The sequence below is a fragment of the Microcoleus anatoxicus genome, assembly GCF_042465725.1.
GTDB classification, from domain to species: domain Bacteria; phylum Cyanobacteriota; class Cyanobacteriia; order Cyanobacteriales; family Microcoleaceae; genus Microcoleus; species Microcoleus anatoxicus.
Genome location: NZ_CP120853.1, coordinates 4,434,958 through 4,455,473, shown reverse-complemented (window position 1 = coordinate 4,455,473; position 20,516 = coordinate 4,434,958). Strand labels below are relative to the sequence as shown.

Genomic DNA, 20,516 nt, shown 5'->3' with positions numbered 1-20,516 from the left:
CTTTTGGTGTCGAGGGAGTCAGAAATCTTGTTACTGGTTCCCAGGCCTTAGCCTGGGAACCGATGTCCAGAGGCTCTGCCTCGCGTGGCGAAGGGTAAATTGGAGGCAGAGCCTCCGGATCTGCGTTACCAGGCAGAGCCTGGTAACGAGTAGAGGGTGCGAAATTACTGGTTCCTAGGCTCTGCCTAGGAACCGATGTCTAGAGGCTCTGCCTCGCCTGGATAATGAGTAAAAGTTGGGTTGCTTATTCAATCATGCCAAACTCTTGAAGCGCTGGGAGAAAGTTTTTATTCTCGTGGCTCGATCGACTAAGTTTAATTAAAGCAAATCGCTCGATCGCGCCCAAAGCCATCCATTGTGCCAAAGTAATAGTCAATCCGAGCTCTTGGGCTTTGGCTGTGACAGATTCTGGTATGGTTGCAGCATCCATCCACGGCGGATTTGGATCGATCGCTAAATCACTGCCAGATTTACCAGTATGTTGAATTAATACTTGGTTTAGCTGTTCTCGATATTCGGTAATTTCTGGACTTGTCAAGCAAGGAAGCTCTACAAGTGTTTGGCGTTCTGCTTGAGTAAAATGATTCCAATCTTGCAACTTGAGTTTAATGCCGCAAGTATCTAATTTGAGGCGTACTTGCATTGGAATGCAGCGAAGGGCTTCTACAAAGTCAGCTTCAAATTTAAAGAATGTCATAGATATATGGATTTGCAAATTAGATTTTTTTTATTTACCACAGAGGGCGCAGAGAGCGCAGAGGAAGAGAGGAGAGAGAAATCGATGGAGGTTTTTTGCTTTCTATCAATAATTGCAGAAAATCGACTCCGCATTTATAATTAAATAATATTACAAAGTATTGACATGAATCCCGTAGACTACCTTCGGATTAGTTTAATAGACCGCTGCAATTTCCGCTGTCTCTACTGTATGCCGGAAGGTAGCGAGTTGGACTATGTTTTGCAGCAGCAGTTGTTAACTCACTCGGAATTGCTAACTTTGCTGCGGGAAGTTTTCATACCTGTGGGATTTACTAAGTTTCGCTTGACGGGTGGGGAACCGCTGCTGCGCCCTGGGGTGGTTGAGTTGGTTGGGGCGATCGCATCTTTGCCCGAAACGCGAGATTTGTCAATGACAACTAATGGCTTTTTGCTGGCTGGAATGGCCGAAAATCTCTACAATGCTGGTTTGCGCCGGATTAATATTAGTTTGGATTCGCTGGAACCGGAGACTTTTGATAAGATAATTGGTAGTCGGGGTCGATCGCGCTGGATGCAAGTTTGGCAGGGAATTCAAGCGGCTTATCAAGCTGGATTCGATCCGCTGAAGTTGAATGTGGTGGTGATTCCCGGTGTGAATGATGGCGAAATATTGGAGTTGGCAGAATTAACTATTAACCGGAATTGGCACGTTCGTTTTATTGAGTTTATGCCGATCGGAAATGGCGATTTATTTGGCGACAAGGGTTGGGTAGCATCGGCAGATTTGCGGCAACAAATTAGCGATAAATATGGTTTAGCGGAGTCGGGAGTGCGCGGAAATGGGCCGGCGGATGTGTTTCAAATTCCGGGGGCGAAGGGTACTTTAGGGTTTATCAGCCAAATGTCCGAGTGTTTTTGCGATCGGTGCAATCGGATGCGTTTGTCTGCTGACGGGTGGCTGCGGCCTTGTCTGCTGAACGAAACTGGGCAAATTGACTTGAAAACTGCTTTACGGAATGGGGTGTCTACAGGCGAATTGCGCGATCGGGTGCAGCAGATATTGGAGATTAAACCGGAGATTAATTTCAAGCAGCGAGATTCGGGAACTACTCAAGGAAATTATAGCCGCACAATGTCTCAAATCGGCGGGTAATATCAATTCCGATTTTAGTATTCCCTCGATATTCTCTCCCCCTCTCTGTAATCTCTGCGTTCTCTGTGGTTAATTATAAATCAGGTATTTAACGAACACCATCTCGATCGCTCTTTTTCAACCCTAGAGCCATAATTTATAGCAGATTCGAGATTAATCAAGGATACGTGCGATCGATCGCCACTAGCCTTTCAGGAAAGCGCAGTGCCCAAGGAGTGTCAACTTAAGCTGTCAGCCCGCCAAGTCCGTTAGTGGGTTCACGAGTCCGACAGGGGTTGAAACCCCTGTCTAATAGCAAAAGTCCTCGCTATGAGGACTAATGAGTTGAAAATTCTTCTCTTCAGTCCTCTTTGAGAGGACTTTCGCTTTGAGACGGGGGTTGAAACGAACGGCGGACTATCGGTTGTACCTTAAGTTGACACCAATGGACTGTGCCGTTTTCCTACAAAATTGGAATACGCTATATTTGTTAAACTAGAGGGATAATACCAATTTTTTGTAAGGCTGCTCCCGAATTTTATCCCCCCTCACCCCCTTTAGTAAGGGGGGACAAGAGCGCATTCAAAGTCCCCCTTATGAACGGGGATTTAGGGGGAGCGGAATATGTGCAACGACCCATTAAATTAATCTAAAACTCAACTCGACCTTAACATAAAATCCCCCCAAACAATAACAATTATGCCAATTGATGACGAAGATTTTCAAATCGAAATCAGCGACGATCGCAAACTGCAACTCTTCACAGACAGACACGAATTTACCCGCCGATTTGCCTTTTATTTAAACGAAGACCAGCCCCGCGAACAAATTTTGTATTTTTTCGGGGATGGAGGCAACGGCAAGTCATTGCTCTTAAAACACTTGCAGTATCACTGCTGCAAAAAATTTCCACCCCAGGTTTGGCAACAATTGCGCGCACTCCCAGAATCAAGAGCCGCCGAAGTTGCTGATTTCGTCCGCAATGCAGAACCCAAAAGCTACACTCCCATCCCCGTAGTCAGACACGATTTCGGATTGATACCGATAAAAGAAGACAAACCGCAAGATAGATTTTACGGCTTGCTGATGCTGCGGCGAAATGTCGCAGCAGTCACAAAGAAATACAAATTTAAATTTCCCAATTATGACTTTGCTTGCTTTTGGTATTTGCTGAACAAAGGCGAGTCAAACGCAACTCTCAGCCAACTTTTCCCCGATGATGTGATGGAATTGCTGACACCAGCCATTGAAACTTTTGCCGAATTTCCGGTGGTGGCGCAAGCTGTAGCAATGCTGAAAGGGATAGATAAATTGGGCGGCATTAAGCGGGCGATGAAATTAATTCAAAATCGCTTGGGTGTCAGCGATGAAAAGGCTGATGAAATTCGCCGCAAAGATATTGATACTGAGTTAATCGACTGTTTGCCGAAATTGTTTGCAGGTGATTTGAATGCGGCAATGGCTGGTAGAAATAAACCCGATCGCCTCGTGATGCTGTTCGATACTCACGAGAAAATGTGGGATGAGAAACGCAATTCTCAAGGTGCAACTTTTTGGTATCAAGATGAGTGGTTTCGGCGGTTGTTGAGGGCATTGGATTACAAATTGGGGATTGTGGTTGCTGTGGCGGGGCGAGATTGTCCTGTCACACAACTGCGGTGGCCGAATGCGTCAAGGTTTCCGATTCCCGCAGATTATATAGATGCACAATTGGTGTGGCATTTGTCTCCCGCCGATGCTAGGGATTACTTGCACAAAGTCGAGATTGACAAGGCAGATTTGGCTGATGCTGTGATTAAATATGCCAGCGTCAATCCTGATGAGAGTTGGGAGAATTTGCAGGTACATCCGTTTTATTTAGGTTTGTGCGCGGATGTGGTGCTGGCAGAAAGAAGGCGGGGAATTGAGTTGCTGGCCTCTGATTTTGCGCGGATTCCGAAGTTGGAAAATAAGACTGCGGAGTTAACGGATCGGTTGCTTTTGTATGTGGATCGCGAAGTGCGATCGGCGGTGCATTCGCTGAGTGCTTGCCGCGCTTTTGATCAGGATTTGTACATGAAATTGGGAGGGGGTTGTCACTTCCAGGCAAGTAGTGCAAATTTTGAGGTTTTGACGGGTTTTTCCTTTGTGTGGAAATCGGAAAAGCGGGGGGATAATTGGTATCGGATTCATGATTTATTGCGGCGCTTGGATGCGGAAAGGGATAATCCGAAAACTCGCAGGGCTCATAAATTTTTAGAGAGGCATTATTGGGAAGTGGGGGATATGGCCGAGTCAATTTTTCATGCTAATCGCTTGGATTGGGAGCGAGGTGCGAGCCAATGGCAACAGGTGTTTAATGGAGTTTTAAACAAGAGTCGTTATGAGGTATGCAAGTCGCTGCTAGGAGTTAGAGAGGAGTTGTGGATTAAAAGTGATTATTTGCTGGGACTGATTTCACGAGCTGAAGGATTTTACTATTATTTATTAGCTCGATATGCCGAAGCAAAACAAGAGTATTTGGAGGCAGTTGCAGCTTACGATCGCGCACTCATCACAAATCCTGACGATCTCAATACGCTCAACAGCAAAGGGTTTGTGCTGCTAAATCTGGGTAGGTTACAGATAAGTCTAGAAGAATTTGAGGCTGCAAAACAGTCTTTCTCAGATGCGATCGCTACCTGTAATTTAGCTTTACTTATTTCACCGGATTATATTAATCTTTTCAATACCAAAGGGCTAGTGCTGAACTTTCTGGGTGATGTGCAGACAAGGCTAAGAGAATTTGAGGCTGCAAAACAGTCTTACTCAGAGGCGATCGCAGTCTTGAATTCTGCTTTACTTATTGCACCGGATGCGAATTATGTTCTCAACAGCAAAGGGCTTGCGCTGCAAAGTTTGGGTGATGTGCAAGCACGGCTAAGTGAATTTGAGACTGCCAAACAGTATTACTCAGAGGCGATCGCAGCCTTTAATTCTGCTTTACTTATTGTACCGGATGATACCACTCCTCTCAACAATAAAGGGACTGCGCTGCACAGTCTGGGTGATTTGCAAGCACAGCTAAGTGAATTTGAGGCTGCCAAACAATCGTATTCTGAGGCGATCGCTGTCTGTAATTCTGCTTTACAACTTGCACCAGATGATTCTAGATGCCTCAGAAACAAAGGAAATACGCTGATAGATCTGGGTAGTTTACAAGCACAGCTAAGCGAATTTGAGGCGGCCAAACAGTCTTACTCAGAGGCAATCGCTGTCTATAATTCTGTTTTACTTATTGCACCGGATTTTATCCCTGCTCTCAATATCAAAGGAAATGCACTTCAAAGTCTGGGTGAATTGCAAGCAGGGCTAAGTGAATTTGAGGCGGCAAAACAGTCTTACTCAGAGGCGATCGCTGCCTTTAATTCTGTTTTACTTATTGCACCGGATGATATCGCTGCTCTCAACAACAAAGGAGGTGTGCTGCTAAGATTGAGTATTTTGCAACTACAATTATCTGACAAACAAGAAGCACTCAAAAATTGTGAAGAGGCGTTGGAAATGATGAATAGATCTTTAGCCATTGCTCCTAATGATAATTCGGTTTACAATAGGCGCAATTTGCTGAAAAAAATTCTCAATGATTTTGGTGAAGATACTGTCAGCAGTTAGCCCGATCGCAAGTAGTAAAGATGCGGCATTCAGGAGGCGGATTTGTCCAGTTAACTTACACCAAAAGTTCACAGGATTTACGCACTCCGACAAAGAAACCGGGTTTTTGCCCGAATCTACGCATCACAACGAAGTATTCTCGAAAAAACCCGGTTTCTGGCCCCCGCGCGTCAGCCTTCAAAAAGAAATCATCAGTCCTCTTTCAGAGGACTTTCGCTATGAGACAGGGGTTTTTAACCCCTGTCGGACTATGTGGCTTACCCAAAATCTTTCGCATTCAATAGTTTTTGCATTCATCCACAAGCCCGCCGGGGAATCAATTCCCCGTCTCATAGCGAAAGTCGGTTGAAACCGACTGGCAAATCTAATTCAATTATTATCAATGAATTCTCGAAAAAACTCGATTTATTCGATGCAAAGGAGCACCCAAAATTCAAGACACGGCACTGCCGTTTCCCTACAAACGGTAGAATAAATATCATCTGTAGCAACACAACATAGTTGTATCCTTCGCCTGAAAAAATAAAGAACTCATCAGTCCTCTTTCAGAGGACTTTCGCTATGAGACAGGGGTTTTTAACCCCGGTTGGACTATGTGGCTTACCCAAAATCTTTCGCATTCAATAGTTTTTGCATTCACCCACAAGCCCGCCGGGGAATCAATTCCCCGTCTCATAGCGAAAGTCGGTTGAAACCGACTGGCAAATCTAATTCAATTATTATCAATGAATTCTCGAAAAAACTCGATTTATTCGATGCAAAGGAACACCCAAAATTCAAGACACGGCACTGCCGTTTCCCTACAAACGGTAGAATAAATATCATCTGTAGCAACACAACATAGTTGTATCCTTCGCCTGAAAAAATAAAGAACTCATCAGTCCTCTTTCAGAGGACTTTCGCTATGAGACAGGGGTTTTTAACCCCTGTCGGACTATGTGGCTTACCCAAAATCTTTCGCATTCAATAGTTTTTGCATTCACCCACAAGCCCGCCGGGGAATCAATTCCCCGTCTCATAGCGAAAGTCGGTTGAAACCGACTGGCAAATCTAATTCAATTATCATCAATGAATTCTCGAAAAAACTCGATTTATTCGATGCAAAGGAGCACCCAAAATTCAAGACACGGCACTGCCGTTTCCCTACAAACGGTAGAATAAATATCATCTGTAGCAACACAACATAGTTGTATCCTTCGCCTGAAAAAATAAAGAACTCATCAGTCCTCTTTCAGAGGACTTTCGCTATGAGACAGGGGTTTTTAACCCCTGTCGGACTATGTGGCTTACCCAAAATCTTTCGCATTCAATAGTTTTTGCATTCACCCACAAGCCCGCCGGGGAATCAATTCCCCGTCTCATAGCGAAAGTCGGTTGAAACCGACTGGCAAATCTAATTCAATTATCATCAATGAATTCTCGAAAAAACTCGATTTATTCGATGCAAAGGAGCACCCAAAATTCAAGACACGGCACTGCCGTTTCCCTACAAACGGTAGAATAAATATCATCTGTAGCAACACAACATAGTTGTATCCTTCGCCTGAAAAAATAAAGAACTCATCAGTCCTCTTTCAGAGGACTTTCGCTATGAGACAGGGGTTTTTAACCCCGGTTGGACTATGTGGCTTACCCAAAATCTTTCGCATTCAATAGTTTTTGCATTCACCCACAAGCCCGCCGGGGAATCAATTCCCCGTCTCATAGCGAAAGTCGGTTGAAACCGACTGGCAAATCCAATTCAATTATCATCAATAAATTCTCTAAAAAATCAGGTTTCTCTGCCCCATACCTAAGCTCTAAACTTAATTAATCCGACTCAAAATCAACTTTATCATAAATATCTGCCAACGTAAACTGAAAAGAAAGCGACTTCAGAGATATCGTGACATTAGCATCATCATACTCCGAAAAAGTCCAACTATTCCCATCTGTTTTAAAATATTGCTCGACGTGCATCTCATACTGGTCAATTAGTAAATATTCCTGAAAAGTTGGAATGCTACGATAGGCCGCAAACTTGCCATCTTTGTCATAGCTTCTGGTAGACTTTGACAACACCTCAGCAATCATCAATGGATTAGTAATCGTATCTTTACGCCCTTCTTCCAATTGCAACTCACCCTGAACTACCATCACATCAGGATAAGTATGTATGCGTTTTCCAGGAATCCACAGCCGTTGGTCTGTAACAAAGGCGCTATAGGGTTGACGCTTGAGTGCAAAGTTTAACTCAGCGTAGAAATTGCCAGTAATTTTGTTGTGATTAGGAGTTCCACCAGTCATCAGGACAATTTCACCATTGATGTATTCGTGTCTTTCTTCCGAGTTGACCTCAAATTCGAGGTATTCTTCGGGCGTGTAAACCTTTTTTTCAGGGTGTGCTATCGTCTGCATTTCAACCTCCAAGGTTGTCATTTTTGGTTAGCTTGTAGGGTGCGTCATATCAATTCCGGTTGCACCGGAATGATATAGAGGAGACGGCAGTGCCGTGTCCCTACCCCAGATTCATTGTAGGGACACGGCACTGCCGTCTCCTAATTGCGGCTACTGACGCACCTAACTAATTTAACTGGTTCCCAGGCTCTGGCCTGGTAACCGATGTCTAGAGGCTCTGCCTCGTCCTTATCTATCAGGAAAATGGAGGCAGAGCCTCTAGATATGCGTTACCAGGCCAGAGCCTGGTAACGAGTAAATTAATAATTCCCATGCAACCGGAAACGATATAAACCCTAACAAGGATTTAACCTTGCAGCTTACCGTCCAGATTTTCTCGACGATTTACCATCAGCCAGCTTCCGGCGAATCAGCACGCTCATCACTTGCTTCGGATTCGCCGCCCGCTGTACGGGACTCCAATCGCCGACTTCCGCAAATCCCAGCCGGTACAAGGTGAGTATGGTTTCCCTGACAGCCTTGGGCGAACCTGTCACCGTTACACACACAATTTCCTGTTCCGATACTGGTGCTGATTCGTCATTTGAGCCTTCCAGAGATGCGCTAACGGATTTGTCATCGCTGTACACGAATTCTTCAGTCATATTATGTTCTCCTGGTTTTGGGTTTTCTAGAAAAACCCAAAAACCCAGCCACCCCGCACAGCAACGCAAAGCAAGGTGGCTACAGAGAGTGTTAAGATTCTCGGAGCCTCCAGACTGGCTGTTTCAGTTTGGCGGTGAGCTGTCCATTGCTGTTACCAGCAGCTTTGGGCAGCGTAACTAGATTTTTGGGCGACTCGGGCTGCTTGTCCTGCAACCTCTCACTTCAAAGCGTAGCCGCATTTGGGGGCCTGTGTCAATCCATTTGGGATTTGGGATTTGGGAAAGGTGCGTCAGCTTTGAGATTGCTTCACTACGTTCGCAATGACGAAAATCCTAGTACGTGCATCCAGGATTAACTGGTTCCCAGGCTGGAGCCCATTCGTGACAACTTAACGTCAAACCCAATCACAGACTGCTGTTTGAGTATTAAGCTCAGATCCCCCCTAGCCCCCCTTAAGAAGGGGGGGACAAGATTCCGCTCAAAGTCCCCCTTCCCCCATCCCCCCTTGGGGGGGGCAGGGGGGGGTGGGGGGGCTAGGGGGGGGTGGGGATTTAGGGGGATCTAGACTTAGCTAAATGCGAGATTTATCAATGGTTTCAGTCTTAAGTTGTCACCAATGGGCTAGAGCCTGGGAACGAGCAATCGGCTACTTCCTAGGCTTTGCGCTAGAGTTATAATATTAAAATCAATTTAAAAAGTGCGATCGATTTTGTTATCATCATCCCACTATTACTCAAGTTTTGGCAAAAATCACCAGCCGCACGGCGGATCAGATTAAACCATTACTAGATGCGATGCTCAAACAGCTAATTGAACCTCAACAACGTCCATTTTATGAAACAGCTACCCCAACAGAATGGTCGATCGCATTTCAAGAATGGGTTGACAGTCATCGTACCCTAAATCTCCCCACTCTTTCAGATGAAGCTATTAGCAGAGAGAGCATTTATGGAGACAGAGGTTAAATGCCGTTTCTCGTAGATACAAACATACTGCTGCGTAGCATCGATACAGCACACCCAATGATATCAATTCCGGTTGCACCGGAATGGTAGAGGAGACGGCAGTGCCCATAGGTGTCAACTTAAGCCTGAAAGCCTTGAGAAATCTGGTTTTTACCTGAGTCTAGATCCCCCTAAATCCCCACCCCCCCCTAGCCCCCCCACCCCCCCCTGCCCCCCCCAAGGGGGGATGGGGGAAGGGGGACTTTGATCGGACTCCTGTCCCCCCCTTCTTAAGGGGGGTTAGGGGGGATCTGGCCTTAATCGTCAAACAGTAGTCTGTGACAGGGTTTGGCCTTAAGTTGACACCAAGTTTGTTAGTGAGCACGCGAGTCCGACAGGGAATCAATTCCCTGTCTCATAGCTAAAGTCAGTTGAAACTGACTGAAGATTTGCGTCAAACCAATACACATTAACTAACTCTTCAGTCCTCTTTGAGAGGACTTTCGCTATGAGACAGGGGTTTAAACCCCTGTCGGGTTATTGGTTCTACCTTAAGTTAACACCAATGGGCAATGCCGTCTCCTCCTTTCGGCTACTAATAATATTGGGAATTTAACAGAAATTATACTCCGAGCGAGAAACCGGGTTTTTCACAGAATTCACCGTGTCTAACCAAGATTTAGTAAAAAACCCGGTTTCTGACCTATGCCTAGTTCAAGTAAGGTGCGTCAGTTCAAGATTGTCGATTTTTAGCGAAAATAATGGCGACTGACGCACCCTACGACTCAACTCGGTGTGAGCAATATGAGCTGTTTTGATAAGATCGATCGCACTTCATCCAATCCCACCTCAACATCCACCAAAATCTCTCCCACAGTTTTCTGTACCTCTTTCTCCCCCCCTTGGCAAGGGGAAGTTACCTCTTTCTCCCCCCCTTGGCAAGGGGAAGTTACCTCTTTCTCCCCCCCTTGGCAAGGGGGGGCTGGGGGGGGTGAACAACCTTGCAGAAACTCAAACTCAGCACTTGACAAATTCACCAATTGGTAATTGCAATCAAACACTTGTTGACTCGGCCAACCGTGCATACAAACACTCAACTCTGGAATTGCCGCCAAAAGTGCTTTGTCGTCCGACCAATCAATCTTATTAACAGGCTTTTTGCCCAAGAAAAACTCGTAATGAGTGATTTCCGTATCCAACAATTCAATTAATCGATAAAGCTCTCGTTCCGTCAAACCCTGAGCTCTTTCCATCAACTCCGGTGCTTTAGCCAAAAGTCTTTCTAATTGCCAATATCCCGGATTTGAGAAACCGATAAATTCCAATCCCGAAGCGTCGATTAACTCGAATAATGTCTCAATATTGTAGTCAACTTCCTGCGGGTGAACGTACATATCGGCAAAACATTCGTCTCGCTGATTTTCTCCGGCCCAACGCTGTTTTTCGTACTTGACAAGACGGTTGGTTTCTGGTAATGAAGCAAAGATTTCACGGCCGACTTTCACACCATCGGGATAGTCGCCTTTTTGAGTTCCTTGCAGAAGTCCGATCGCCCTTTGCATCAATTGAATTTCCCAGCGTCCGAGTTCAGCATACACAAAAATGTGCATCAAGCCACCGCTAGCCAACTTCGTCGCCAGGGATTGAATGCCACGAATCGGATCGGGTAAGTGGTGCAGCACGCCCACGCAGTTGATCAAATCAAACTCGCCTTCTAATTCGGCGGCATCATAAATGCTGAGGTGGCGAAAATCTGCTTCTCGCGCGCCCGTTAGCGAAGCCCTCGAAGAGGATCGCCTACAGCGTTCTTGTGCTACTTTCAAGGCACCGGAACTAAGGTCGATCGCCGTTACCGACGCTTCAGGATTGAGGTGAATCAGATAATCGGTACTCGAACCGGTGCCGCACCCAGCATCCAAAATGCGAATATCGAGTTTTTGCGGCTTTTGGCCGGTGCAAAAATTGTAGGCATCCGGCCAACTCCAGCGCCAGTTGTACCCCGGTGGTGGTTCGTCACTCAAAGGATCGGGCGGAAAAGGGAATGTATCGTAAAGCCGACGCACGGCTGCACTGATATCGGGTGAAGTTTCCATAGATTCGGGAATAATTTTGAGTTTTGAATTCGGCTTCGGGATGAGATTAGACTAACAACTGACCACTAACAACTGACCACTGACCACTGACCACTACGCTGTAACAAAACTTATCATTTTTTCTCATATAGGCCCCCTTAAATCTATACAATAAGTTTCGACAGGCTTTTTAACAAATTAGGGTTAATGAACCCCAAAACATTTTAATCTGAGAAAGTAAGTAGGCCGGAACCTTAAGCTAGGGAAAGGCAAAATTAGTCTGAGCAAACGCTGTAACGATTTAGATAGGGAGCGAAGGAGTCTAATGACTGTAAAAGCAAGTGGCGGAAGTTCAGTTGCGCGTCCGCAACTATATCAAACTGTACCGGTCGCAACAATTTCGCAAGCAGAACAGCAAGACCGCTTTTTACAGCGGGGTGAACTCAGCGAATTGGCGAGTTATTTCAGTTCTGGGGCCTTGCGGATCGATATTTCCGCAACTCTGACCAAAAACTCGGAACTGATTGTATCCCGTGCAGCCAACCGGATTTTTACCGGGGGTTCCCCGCTGGCTTTCTTGGAAAGACCAGCAGAACCTGTGATGGCTATGGCTGGGGCGACTCGTGGCGGTACTGCAACGGTCTCTGAAGGCATGAAACTGGGAACTGTTACCTACGTTGAAGGTCGCGCTGGTGGCAGCAATGGCGGTGGCGGTGGATTCTTGGGACTGGGAAATCTGTTTTCTGGTAACGGTGGCTACAGCGGCCCAATTCCCCCAGGATTTCAGCCGATCAATGTCTCGCGCTACGGCCCTGGGAACATGACTAAATCCCTGCGGGATTTGAGCTGGTTTCTGCGTTATATCACCTACGCGATCGTCGCAGGCGACCCGAATATCATTTCGGTGAACGTCCGCGGATTGCGGGAAATTATCGAAAATGCTTGCTCGTCGGCGGCGACAATTGTGGCAATGCAGGAAATGAAGTCAGCTTCTTTGAGCTATTTCAAAAAGGATAGCGAAGCTGCTGCGATCGTCGGACAATATTTTGACGTCGCTATTACCGAATTCAAAGCCCCCACGCCTTCACCGAAGGTGCGTCAGCGCGAAACCAACGACCAGCAAGGGCTGCAATTGCCTCAAATCTACTTCAACGCAGCGGAAAATCGGGCGAAATTCGTCATGAAGACCGGTCTGTCGTCGGGTGAAAAGATTGAGGTCATCAAGGCGGCTTATCGCCAAGTTTTTGAGCGGGATATCAGCCGTGCTTACAGCCAAAGCATTTCTGACTTGGAATCCAAGGTCAAAAATGGCGAAATCTCGATGAAAGAGTTTATTCGTCGCCTTGGTAAATCTCCTCTGTACCGTCAGCAATTTTTCGAGCCCTTTGTCAACAGCCGTGCTGTAGAATTGGCTGCTCGTCACTTCCTCGGCCGGGGTTTGAGCTCGCGGGAGGAATTTAGCAAGTATTTTGCGATCGTCAGTAAAGGCGGTTTGGCAGCCCTGGTAGATGCCATGGTCTATTCTCAGGAATATGCCGACTACTTCGGTGAAGAAACGGTGCCTTACCTGCGTGGTTTGGGCCAAGAAGCTCAGGAATGTCGCAACTGGGGCCCACAAATTGATTTGTTCAATTTCAGTGCTCCTTTCCGCAAGGTGCCTCAGTTCATCACCTTGTTCGCTGGCTACACTCAGCCTCTCCCAGACCAGCACGTTTATGGTGTGGGTAATGACCCGCTGGAAATTCAGTTCGGTGCGATTTTCCCGAAAGAAACTCGCAATCCTAAGAACCGTCCAGCTCCTTTTGGTAAAGACACTCGTCGTATCCTGATTCATCAAGGTGCGGGGATTGATAATCAATTGAGCAACCCAGGTGCTCGTGGTAAGGCTCCTGGTTCTCTTGGACCCAAGGTCTTTAAATTAGACCAGTTACCAAGCAATTATGTAGCTTCCAAGAAAACTGCTCGCGGTGTCTCTAGCAGCTACAGCAATGCTTCCAGCGTTAAATTTACGGAAAGTTCGACTCAAGCGGTGATTCGGGCTGCTTATCTGCAAGTGTTTGGTCGCGATGTGTTCGATGGCCAGCGCCAAAAGGTGGCAGAAATTAAGCTGGAAAATGGCGACATTCCGATGCGCGAGTTTATTCGGATGTTGGCCAAGTCCGATGTGTTCCGGAATATGTACTGGAGCAAGTTTTACGTTTGTAAGGCGATCGAGTATATTCACCGCCGACTCCTGGGCCGCCCTACCTATGGCCGTCAGGAAATGAATGCTTACTTTGACATTTGCGCTAAGAAGGGTTTCTACGCGCTGGTCGATAGCATCATGGACAGTCTGGAATACAACGAAGCTTTTGGGGAAGATACTGTGCCCTATGAGCGCTATCTGACTCCGGCTGGTTTGTCGATGCGGACGATGCGATCGAGTTCCTTTGGTGAGAAAAAGGTCAATGTTGAGCCGACAGCAGAAACTCCTCGGTTTATTGAATTGGGCACTGCGAGTGATGCTGGAGATCTTCAGTTGCAAAGTCGGATTGCTCAAGGTGTCAGCAAGCGCCGCGAACAAACTAAGGTGTTCAAGCTGACGACTACTTCGGACAAGGTAGCTTTGAAAACTTTAATTCAAGCTGCTTACCGTCAAGTTTTTGAACGCGATTTGAATCCTTACGTTGTGAAGAATGAATTCACGGCGCTGGAAAGCAAACTTGGCAACAATGAAATCAATCTTAAGGAGTTCATTGAATGTTTGGGTTGTTCACCGCTGTACGTGAAACAGTTCTATGCACCTTATCCAAATACTAAGGTGATTGAGTTGGGTACGAAGCACTTCTTGGGCCGTGCTCCTCTGAATCAAGCGGAGATTCGGACTTATAACCAAATCTTGGCAAGTAAAGGGATTAAGGGCTTTATCAACGCGATGTTACTCACCGTTGAATATGCTGAGGCTTTTGGTGAGGATACTGTTCCTTATCGTCGCTTCCCGACTTTACCGGCTGCTAATTTCCCGAATACTGAAAGGCTGTACAACCAGTTGACTAAGCAGAATGGTGAGATTGTGGTTCCGAGTTTTGAGCCAGCGACTGCTACCGACAGAAGCTAGATTGATTTGAGATGTGAGATGTTAAATTAGCTTGAATTTAACATCTCAAATTAGGGGATGGGCTGGTGTATTTACCAGCCCTTTTTGATTGCTTATATCGTTTCTGGTTGTATCGGAATTATTAAACCACAGAGAACACAGAGGACACAGAGAAAGAGAAGAGAGAAATCATAATTCCGATGTCAACGGATTTGGTATGATTCCCCTAGCTGAAAGAAACAAGACTAATCTCCAAATCCCCTAGCCTTCAAGTGTTTTTCCCAACTAAAATTGGAACTGAGAAAAAATCTTTTAGTATATAAGTATCCTAAGCGATACAGTTTAGCCTTGCGATCGCCATCCAGATTAAAGTGAGTCGCCGTCACCTCAGCTTCAGTCACGTCAATATTAATTACCCTACCTTTATCCATCTCCCGCTGGTGATACCTGTCTCTGGCTTTCATCATGGTGGTGAACATCGCCGACAACATCGACACGGGACTGTTAATATTAACTTGATTCTCAATACCAGTATCAATTAATCGAAACCCAAAGGTAAACCAGCGGGGTGGTATGGGAGTTGCACCGGATTGTTTGTCATAAATCCACAGCGGGAAATTACTCAAAATTCCTCCGTCTACAATTATGTCATTCCCCAGTTTTCCTGGTTCAAAAAATAGCGGAATACTCATGGACAAGCGCACGGCTTCAGCTACGCTAAAATCTTCAGCACTTTTGAGTCGCAACTGTTCGTACAAAGCATCAGCATCCGCCGATTCTCTCCGCTGTAAATCGTCGGGAATTACCAACATTTCACCACGACTAAGGTTGGATATTACTACTTTTAATTCTCGGTCTTTTACCTGTTGTTTGACATCAGCAAAAGTTCGTAAATCACCTTTGGCTAGGGTGGATTCCAGCCACTGTCGGAAAGGTAAGGAGGAGTATTCTCCCATCTGGCGACTAATTGTTAGGAAAAGTAAGGTCCATACTGGAGATTGCAAGTCGTCTGCTGGGTCGCCATTTAAAATTAGAGGGCTGTTTTTTTTGCTGAGAAATATGCTATAATCAAGCTGTCCTAGTAATTCTTCTAAGTCATCGATTGACAAGTCTGTAGCCAAAACTGCTGCGGTAATTGCACCGGCAGATGTGCCGGCTAATTTGCGCCAACGGATGCCCAAATCGTTGCAGCATCTGAGGGCTCCTAAAAAGGCAATTCCTCGCACGCCACCACCTTCAAAAATGCCGTCGGCATAGATTTGACCCTTGTCGTCGGGAGCTGGAAATTTGCTGAGAATTTTTTGTTTTTCGGCGGGGGAAATCCTGACACCTGGTTCTTGAAGAATTTGCTGGGGATACCACTTGTTCATGGGAAATACCTCGGATTGATTTTAAATGTGTGTTTTGAGATTGACATTTATTATTGATTTTTGTCGGCTTTCATGGCTTCTTTGATTTGTTCTTGAATTTGCGATCGCACTTGTTCGTAAGCTACTGAGGCGCACCAAGGGCGCAGAGACAAAATAGTGGAATCGGGAGTAATCTCAGCCACCAAACAAGTAGGGGGTGGATTGTCCAAAACTAGAGGATGAGATTGGACAATTTCTAATAACTCGGTTACAGTTGGACGGATGGGGCGATCGCCAATATCAATCCTCAAGTCCACCCGCCTGGTCCCCATTGCCGTGGTATTTTTCAGGGTACCATCAAATAACTTATTGTTGGGTACAATTATTTTGACATGATCGTCTGTCACTAAGGTGGTGGAAAAAATGCCGATCGCATCTACAACTCCTTTAACATCCCCACCTTCGATGGCGTCTCCCACTTCAAAAGGACGTAAACTAATCAACATCACCCCAGCAGCAAAGTGTGATAAAGTATTTTGCCAAGCCAAACCAATCGCCAAACCAGCAGCACCCACCACAGCAACCACACTGGTAGTTTGAATTCCCAACTGACTCAAAGTGGCGATGACTCCGATTACTAAAATCGTAATTTCAGCAGCTTGGACTAAAAATTTTCGTAACGTGGCTTCAGTGCGACTCAGGGCTCGGCGAGTCACGCGCCCCGCAATCCCGATCGCAAATCGCGTCATTAACAAAATGCCAATAGCCCACAGCAGTTTAGGGACAATATCAAACCCCAATTCTATGAATTTTTTGGAAAGTTCTTGGGCGACTTGCAGGGCTTGAATTCTTTCTGTATCTAGTTGGGAATACAAGGTTTGGGCTATTACTTGAAATTTTAAAATACTCATATTAATTTGTTATTTTTTGTTTGTTATTCGTTGTTGGTTATTGGTTATATTGTTGACGGTTGCATCGGAATGATTTAACCACAGAGAACACAGAGAACACAGAGAGAGCGGAGAGAAATGAATAATTCCAATGAATACAGGAATTGATATTATTTGTTGTTTTGTAGTTTATTCTAATAACCAATAACCAACAACAAATAACCAATAACCAACAACAAATAATTATGATACTGCTACGCGCGGCAATCTGTGTTTAAAACCGCAGAGGATTTCCCAGGAAATGGTTCCTAAAATCCCAGCCCAATCATCAGCGCTAATTTCATTTCCTCCATCTTTACCCAACAAAGTCACCACTTCACCGACTTCGAGGTCGGGAATAGAACTCACATCCAGCATTAATTGATCCATGGTCACAGCCCCCACTTGTGGCACAAAACTACCCCGAATTAATACCTTAATTTTATTAGAAAGATTGCGCGGAATGCCATCGGCATAACCGATGCCAACTACCGCAATTTGCGTCTGTTGCTGAGCGACAAATTGATGGCCGTAGCTGACTCCTGTTCCGGCTGCTATTGTTTTCACCTGTGTCACTCTCGCTTTTACCTGCATCACGGGCTTTAATTTAGCCACATTTTGTAAATGAGGTGCTGGATAAAGCCCGTAATTAGCTAAACCAACTCGGACTAAATCGTAATGCAAGTTCGGGTTGGCTAGGGTAGCAGCCGAGTTTGCTAAGTGCAGGCGATCGGGATTAATTCCTGCTATCTTAAGTTGGGCGATCGCCAATTCAAAATTCTCCTGCTGTTGTAGCATAATAGTTTGGTCTGGACTATCTGCTGTCGCCAAGTGAGAGTAAACACTAGCCAATTTTAAATGAGGTAAACTCTGGATTAACTGCACAAATTCTGTGGCTTCTTGCCAAGGTGTACCCAAGCGAGACATTCCCGTATCTAACTTAGCATGAACCGGCAAAGATTGATTGAGGGTAGCGAGAACTTCCGAAAATATGAGAGCTTGTTTGACAGTACAAATAGTCGGCTGCAAGTGCCAATGGGCGATCGCTTTTACCTGTTCTGTAGTATAAGTTGCCCCCAGCACCAAAATCGGCGCTGTAATCCCCGCTTCTCGCAATTCAATTCCCTCTGGAATTGTCGCCACTCCCAGCCAACTAGCACCAGCTTGCAAAACTGTTTGACTAACAGCGATCGCACCGTGTCCATAAGCATCAGCTTTCACCACAGCCATCAGTTGCGATCGGGGAGATAAAATATTTTTAAGCTGTTTTACATTGTGAGTTAAAGCTGCTAAATCAATTTCTACCCAAGCCCGCTGACAAAGTCCACCATAACCATCCGAAAGTAAATTCGGCGGACATTCTTTAGGCAGTGCTTCTGGCGATGTTTGTTCCCTATTCAACATGATTAATCACTCCAACTTCCTCACACTATTAAAAAGATTTCTCAATTCCGCAGGCGATACCTCTCCCATAAATATTGTATAACAGACCCCCTTTGACTATATAGCGGTTAAGCACTCCGCTTCGCCGAAGGCTAGTCGAAGGGTCGAAGGGACTAGCATCCCTAGCCTGTTCTTAACCGAGTTTTCGGAAGATGCCTATTATAAACTTTTCCAGTTTATCATTTCGATCGATGTTAATTGGTGTATCATATCACCAAAACCACTGAGTCAAAACTATGGACGGACTAGCCTACCTGCACTTAGCAGAAACCTGGGAAACCCCTCCCAGCAAAACTCCAGGAAAAAACTCAACAACGCACCTGAATTTAGCCTCTACTCCTTTACTATGCTTGCTCCTGGCTTTAAGCATGATTAACTACTTAGTAAATCCTGCACTAGCCATCAAAAAAGGAGATTCAGGCCCGGAAGTTACCCAACTCCAGAAAACTCTCCAAGATGCCGGATATTTTCGTAGCAAACCCACAGGATTTTACGGTTCTGTAACTCAAGCCGCGGTGAAAAGGTTCCAAGCAAAAAACAATCTCAAAGTAGACGGAATTGTCGGTCCAAAAACCTTGGCTGCACTGAAAGTTAAGCCCGAAGCTACAATCCCAGAATCGGCGGCGCAAAAAACACCAAATCCCGATCGCCCACAACCCGACTCTATCGCCCCAAAAAATCCAGACGAATTACAATCGCCTACCAAACAGCAGTCCGAAAAAAATACCACCAAACCACAAGCTTTCCCATCACCTACAGCCCCGGAAAATCCAAATAAATTAGAAGATTCTAACTCCAATAATTCACCCAAAAGACCGATATTTTCTAATCCATTTTTACCCCCATTTATGGTGGAAACTCCCCCACCGCAAGTAGCTCCCAAAAAGCTGATTCGTCCCCGTCCCAAAAGCCAGGGAAAAATGACCTTGAAAAAAACAATTTACGGTAGCATATCCCCGAAATCAATTGTTTATTCAGGTGCTGGGCTGTTTTTTGCTCAAAACATGATGTACAGCCACACAATCACAGTGTACGATCGCAACTTTAAATTAGTCAAGACCATTCCCGATCGCGTAACTTTATCAAAGTTCGGTTTTTCCAAATTCAAAGGTAATTATCAAGGCGCTCCTGTGGAAGCTGCTTTTTCCAATGATGGCAAATATGCCTATATATCAAACTATCAAATGTACGGCGCTGGCTTTGACAATCCCGGTAGTGACAGATGTTCTCCCGCCGCCAAACATGACGAAAGTTTCATGTACCGCATCAATACCCAAACTCTCAAAATAGAAAAAGTAATTTCTGTAGGTGCTGTACCGAAATTCAATGCTGTTTCCCCAGATAATCGGTTGGTGCTAGCGAGTAATTGGTGTAGTTGGGATTTAAGCGTAGTTGACACTCAGACAAACAGCGAAATTGAGCGGGTAAAATTGGGAGCCTATCCTCGCGGTATTGTTGTCACTCCTGACTCAAAAACCGCCTATGTTGCTGTCATGGGTTCCGCCGATATTGCCAAGGTTAATCTCAAAGATTTTTCAGTAAGTTGGTTACGAAATGTTGGTAGTTCACCCCGTCATTTGGTAATAGACCCCAAGGGCAAGTATCTTTATGCTACTTTGAATGGTGAAGGAAATGTCGCAAAAATTAGCCTAGATTCTGGTGAAGTTGTTGACAAAGTTTCGACTGGTAGTCAGCCTCGGAGCATGACAATTTCTGATGATGGAAAACAGATTTACGTAGTTAACTATTCTTCCAATACTGTCAGCAAGATTAGTACCGGAGATATGAAAGTTTTGCAAACAGTGAATGTGAATTCAAGTCCCATCGGCATTACCTACGATCCGCAAACTAATCAGGTTTGGGTGGCTTGTTATTCTGGTAGTATCATGGTTTTTCAAGATTGAGTTCAAATCCTCTCTTCATTCTAGGTAATATAGCAGTCCTTGCAGGAGTCGTAAAGTTTTTTACCCCACCCCAACCCTCCCCTTACTAAGAGGAGGGAGCAAGAAATTCAAAAATGATTTAGGATTGGTATAAAAAACAAACAGATGAATTTTATGGTGGGGTAAGCTAGAAGCCTAGGGAGCATCCCGATTTTGCATAGGCGAAGCATGACCGCAGACAATTTATTAGTGATAACCAGAGATTTACAGCGGTCATGCTTCGCCCCTACGAATATATTTGCAAAACTCAGATG

12 protein-coding genes are annotated in these 20,516 nt (G+C 45.4%); 5 read left to right on the top strand and 7 right to left on the bottom strand.

Going from position 1 to position 20,516, the window contains the following annotated elements:
• Window positions 1-244 precede the first annotated feature (244 nt).
• A complete protein-coding gene (locus P2A85_RS19350; RefSeq protein WP_377474817.1) occupies window positions 245-697 on the bottom strand; it encodes a nitrate reductase associated protein in 453 nt (150 codons plus the stop codon).
• Between the two features lie 165 nt (window positions 698-862).
• Between P2A85_RS19350 and moaA the strand changes: the two genes are divergently transcribed.
• Window positions 863-1,852, top strand: a complete 990-nt coding sequence (gene moaA / locus P2A85_RS19345; RefSeq protein WP_377474815.1) for a GTP 3',8-cyclase MoaA — start codon at window positions 863-865, stop codon at window positions 1,850-1,852.
• A 678-nt stretch (window positions 1,853-2,530) separates the two neighbouring features.
• Window positions 2,531-5,464 carry a tetratricopeptide repeat protein gene (locus P2A85_RS19340; RefSeq protein WP_377474813.1) on the top strand — a complete coding sequence of 978 codons (2,934 nt, stop codon included), beginning with the start codon at window positions 2,531-2,533 and terminating at the stop codon, window positions 5,462-5,464.
• Window positions 5,465-7,273: 1,809 nt separating this feature from the next.
• Here P2A85_RS19340 and P2A85_RS19335 read toward each other — a convergent pair.
• Together P2A85_RS19335 and P2A85_RS19330 are read right to left on the bottom strand one after the other, a co-directional pair.
• On the bottom strand, window positions 7,274-7,861 hold the full coding sequence (locus P2A85_RS19335) for a Uma2 family endonuclease (protein WP_377474811.1): 588 nt from the start codon (window positions 7,859-7,861) through the stop codon (window positions 7,274-7,276).
• Between the two features lie 359 nt (window positions 7,862-8,220).
• The gene (locus tag P2A85_RS19330; RefSeq protein WP_377474809.1) at window positions 8,221-8,505 is read right to left on the bottom strand and encodes a hypothetical protein; all 285 of its coding nucleotides are present in this window, start codon (window positions 8,503-8,505) and stop codon (window positions 8,221-8,223) included.
• 741 nt (window positions 8,506-9,246) lie between these two features.
• Between P2A85_RS19330 and P2A85_RS19325 the strand changes: the two genes are divergently transcribed.
• A complete protein-coding gene (locus tag P2A85_RS19325; RefSeq protein ID WP_377474806.1) occupies window positions 9,247-9,471 on the top strand; it encodes a hypothetical protein in 225 nt (74 codons plus the stop codon).
• A 764-nt stretch (window positions 9,472-10,235) separates the two neighbouring features.
• Here P2A85_RS19325 and P2A85_RS19320 read toward each other — a convergent pair.
• Window positions 10,236-11,543: a class I SAM-dependent methyltransferase gene (locus P2A85_RS19320; protein ID WP_377474804.1), complete on the bottom strand. Its 1,308-nt coding sequence runs from the start codon at window positions 11,541-11,543 to the stop codon at window positions 10,236-10,238.
• Window positions 11,544-11,847: 304 nt separating this feature from the next.
• Between P2A85_RS19320 and P2A85_RS19315 the strand changes: the two genes are divergently transcribed.
• Window positions 11,848-14,619: a phycobilisome rod-core linker polypeptide gene (locus tag P2A85_RS19315; protein ID WP_371113766.1), complete on the top strand. Its 2,772-nt coding sequence runs from the start codon at window positions 11,848-11,850 to the stop codon at window positions 14,617-14,619.
• 224 nt (window positions 14,620-14,843) lie between these two features.
• Here the strand turns inward: P2A85_RS19315 and P2A85_RS19310 are convergent, their stop codons facing one another.
• The 3 genes from P2A85_RS19310 to alr all read right to left on the bottom strand — a co-directional run bounded on the left by P2A85_RS19310 (window position 14,844) and on the right by alr (window position 18,280).
• Complete coding sequence (locus P2A85_RS19310; RefSeq protein WP_377474802.1) at window positions 14,844-15,968, bottom strand: patatin-like phospholipase family protein; 1,125 nt, start codon at window positions 15,966-15,968, stop codon at window positions 14,844-14,846.
• 50 nt (window positions 15,969-16,018) lie between these two features.
• Window positions 16,019-16,858 carry a mechanosensitive ion channel family protein gene (locus P2A85_RS19305; RefSeq protein ID WP_377474800.1) on the bottom strand — a complete coding sequence of 280 codons (840 nt, stop codon included), beginning with the start codon at window positions 16,856-16,858 and terminating at the stop codon, window positions 16,019-16,021.
• 222 nt (window positions 16,859-17,080) lie between these two features.
• Entirely contained in the window at window positions 17,081-18,280 is a 1,200-nt protein-coding gene (alr, locus tag P2A85_RS19300) for an alanine racemase (protein WP_377474798.1), read from the bottom strand.
• Between the two features lie 275 nt (window positions 18,281-18,555).
• On the opposite strand from alr, the gene P2A85_RS19295 reads away from it, so the two are divergent.
• Entirely contained in the window at window positions 18,556-20,223 is a 1,668-nt protein-coding gene (locus P2A85_RS19295) for a peptidoglycan-binding protein (protein ID WP_377474796.1), read from the top strand.
• Window positions 20,224-20,516: the final 293 nt, after the last annotated feature.

Bases quoted from the DNA above. Each gene is read 5' to 3' on its own strand.
- P2A85_RS19350 (WP_377474817.1), bottom strand. From the start codon at position 697: ATGACATTCTTTAAATTTGAAGCTGACTTTGTAGAAGCCCTTCGCTGC.
- moaA (WP_377474815.1), top strand. From the start codon at position 863: ATGAATCCCGTAGACTACCTTCGGATTAGTTTAATAGACCGCTGCAAT.
- P2A85_RS19340 (WP_377474813.1), top strand. From the start codon at position 2,531: ATGCCAATTGATGACGAAGATTTTCAAATCGAAATCAGCGACGATCGC.
- P2A85_RS19335 (WP_377474811.1), bottom strand. From the start codon at position 7,861: ATGCAGACGATAGCACACCCTGAAAAAAAGGTTTACACGCCCGAAGAA.
- P2A85_RS19330 (WP_377474809.1), bottom strand. From the start codon at position 8,505: ATGACTGAAGAATTCGTGTACAGCGATGACAAATCCGTTAGCGCATCT.
- P2A85_RS19320 (WP_377474804.1), bottom strand. From the start codon at position 11,543: ATGGAAACTTCACCCGATATCAGTGCAGCCGTGCGTCGGCTTTACGAT.
- P2A85_RS19315 (WP_371113766.1), top strand. From the start codon at position 11,848: ATGACTGTAAAAGCAAGTGGCGGAAGTTCAGTTGCGCGTCCGCAACTA.
- P2A85_RS19310 (WP_377474802.1), bottom strand. From the start codon at position 15,968: ATGAACAAGTGGTATCCCCAGCAAATTCTTCAAGAACCAGGTGTCAGG.
- P2A85_RS19305 (WP_377474800.1), bottom strand. From the start codon at position 16,858: ATGAGTATTTTAAAATTTCAAGTAATAGCCCAAACCTTGTATTCCCAA.
- alr (WP_377474798.1), bottom strand. From the start codon at position 18,280: ATGTTGAATAGGGAACAAACATCGCCAGAAGCACTGCCTAAAGAATGT.
- P2A85_RS19295 (WP_377474796.1), top strand. From the start codon at position 18,556: ATGGACGGACTAGCCTACCTGCACTTAGCAGAAACCTGGGAAACCCCT.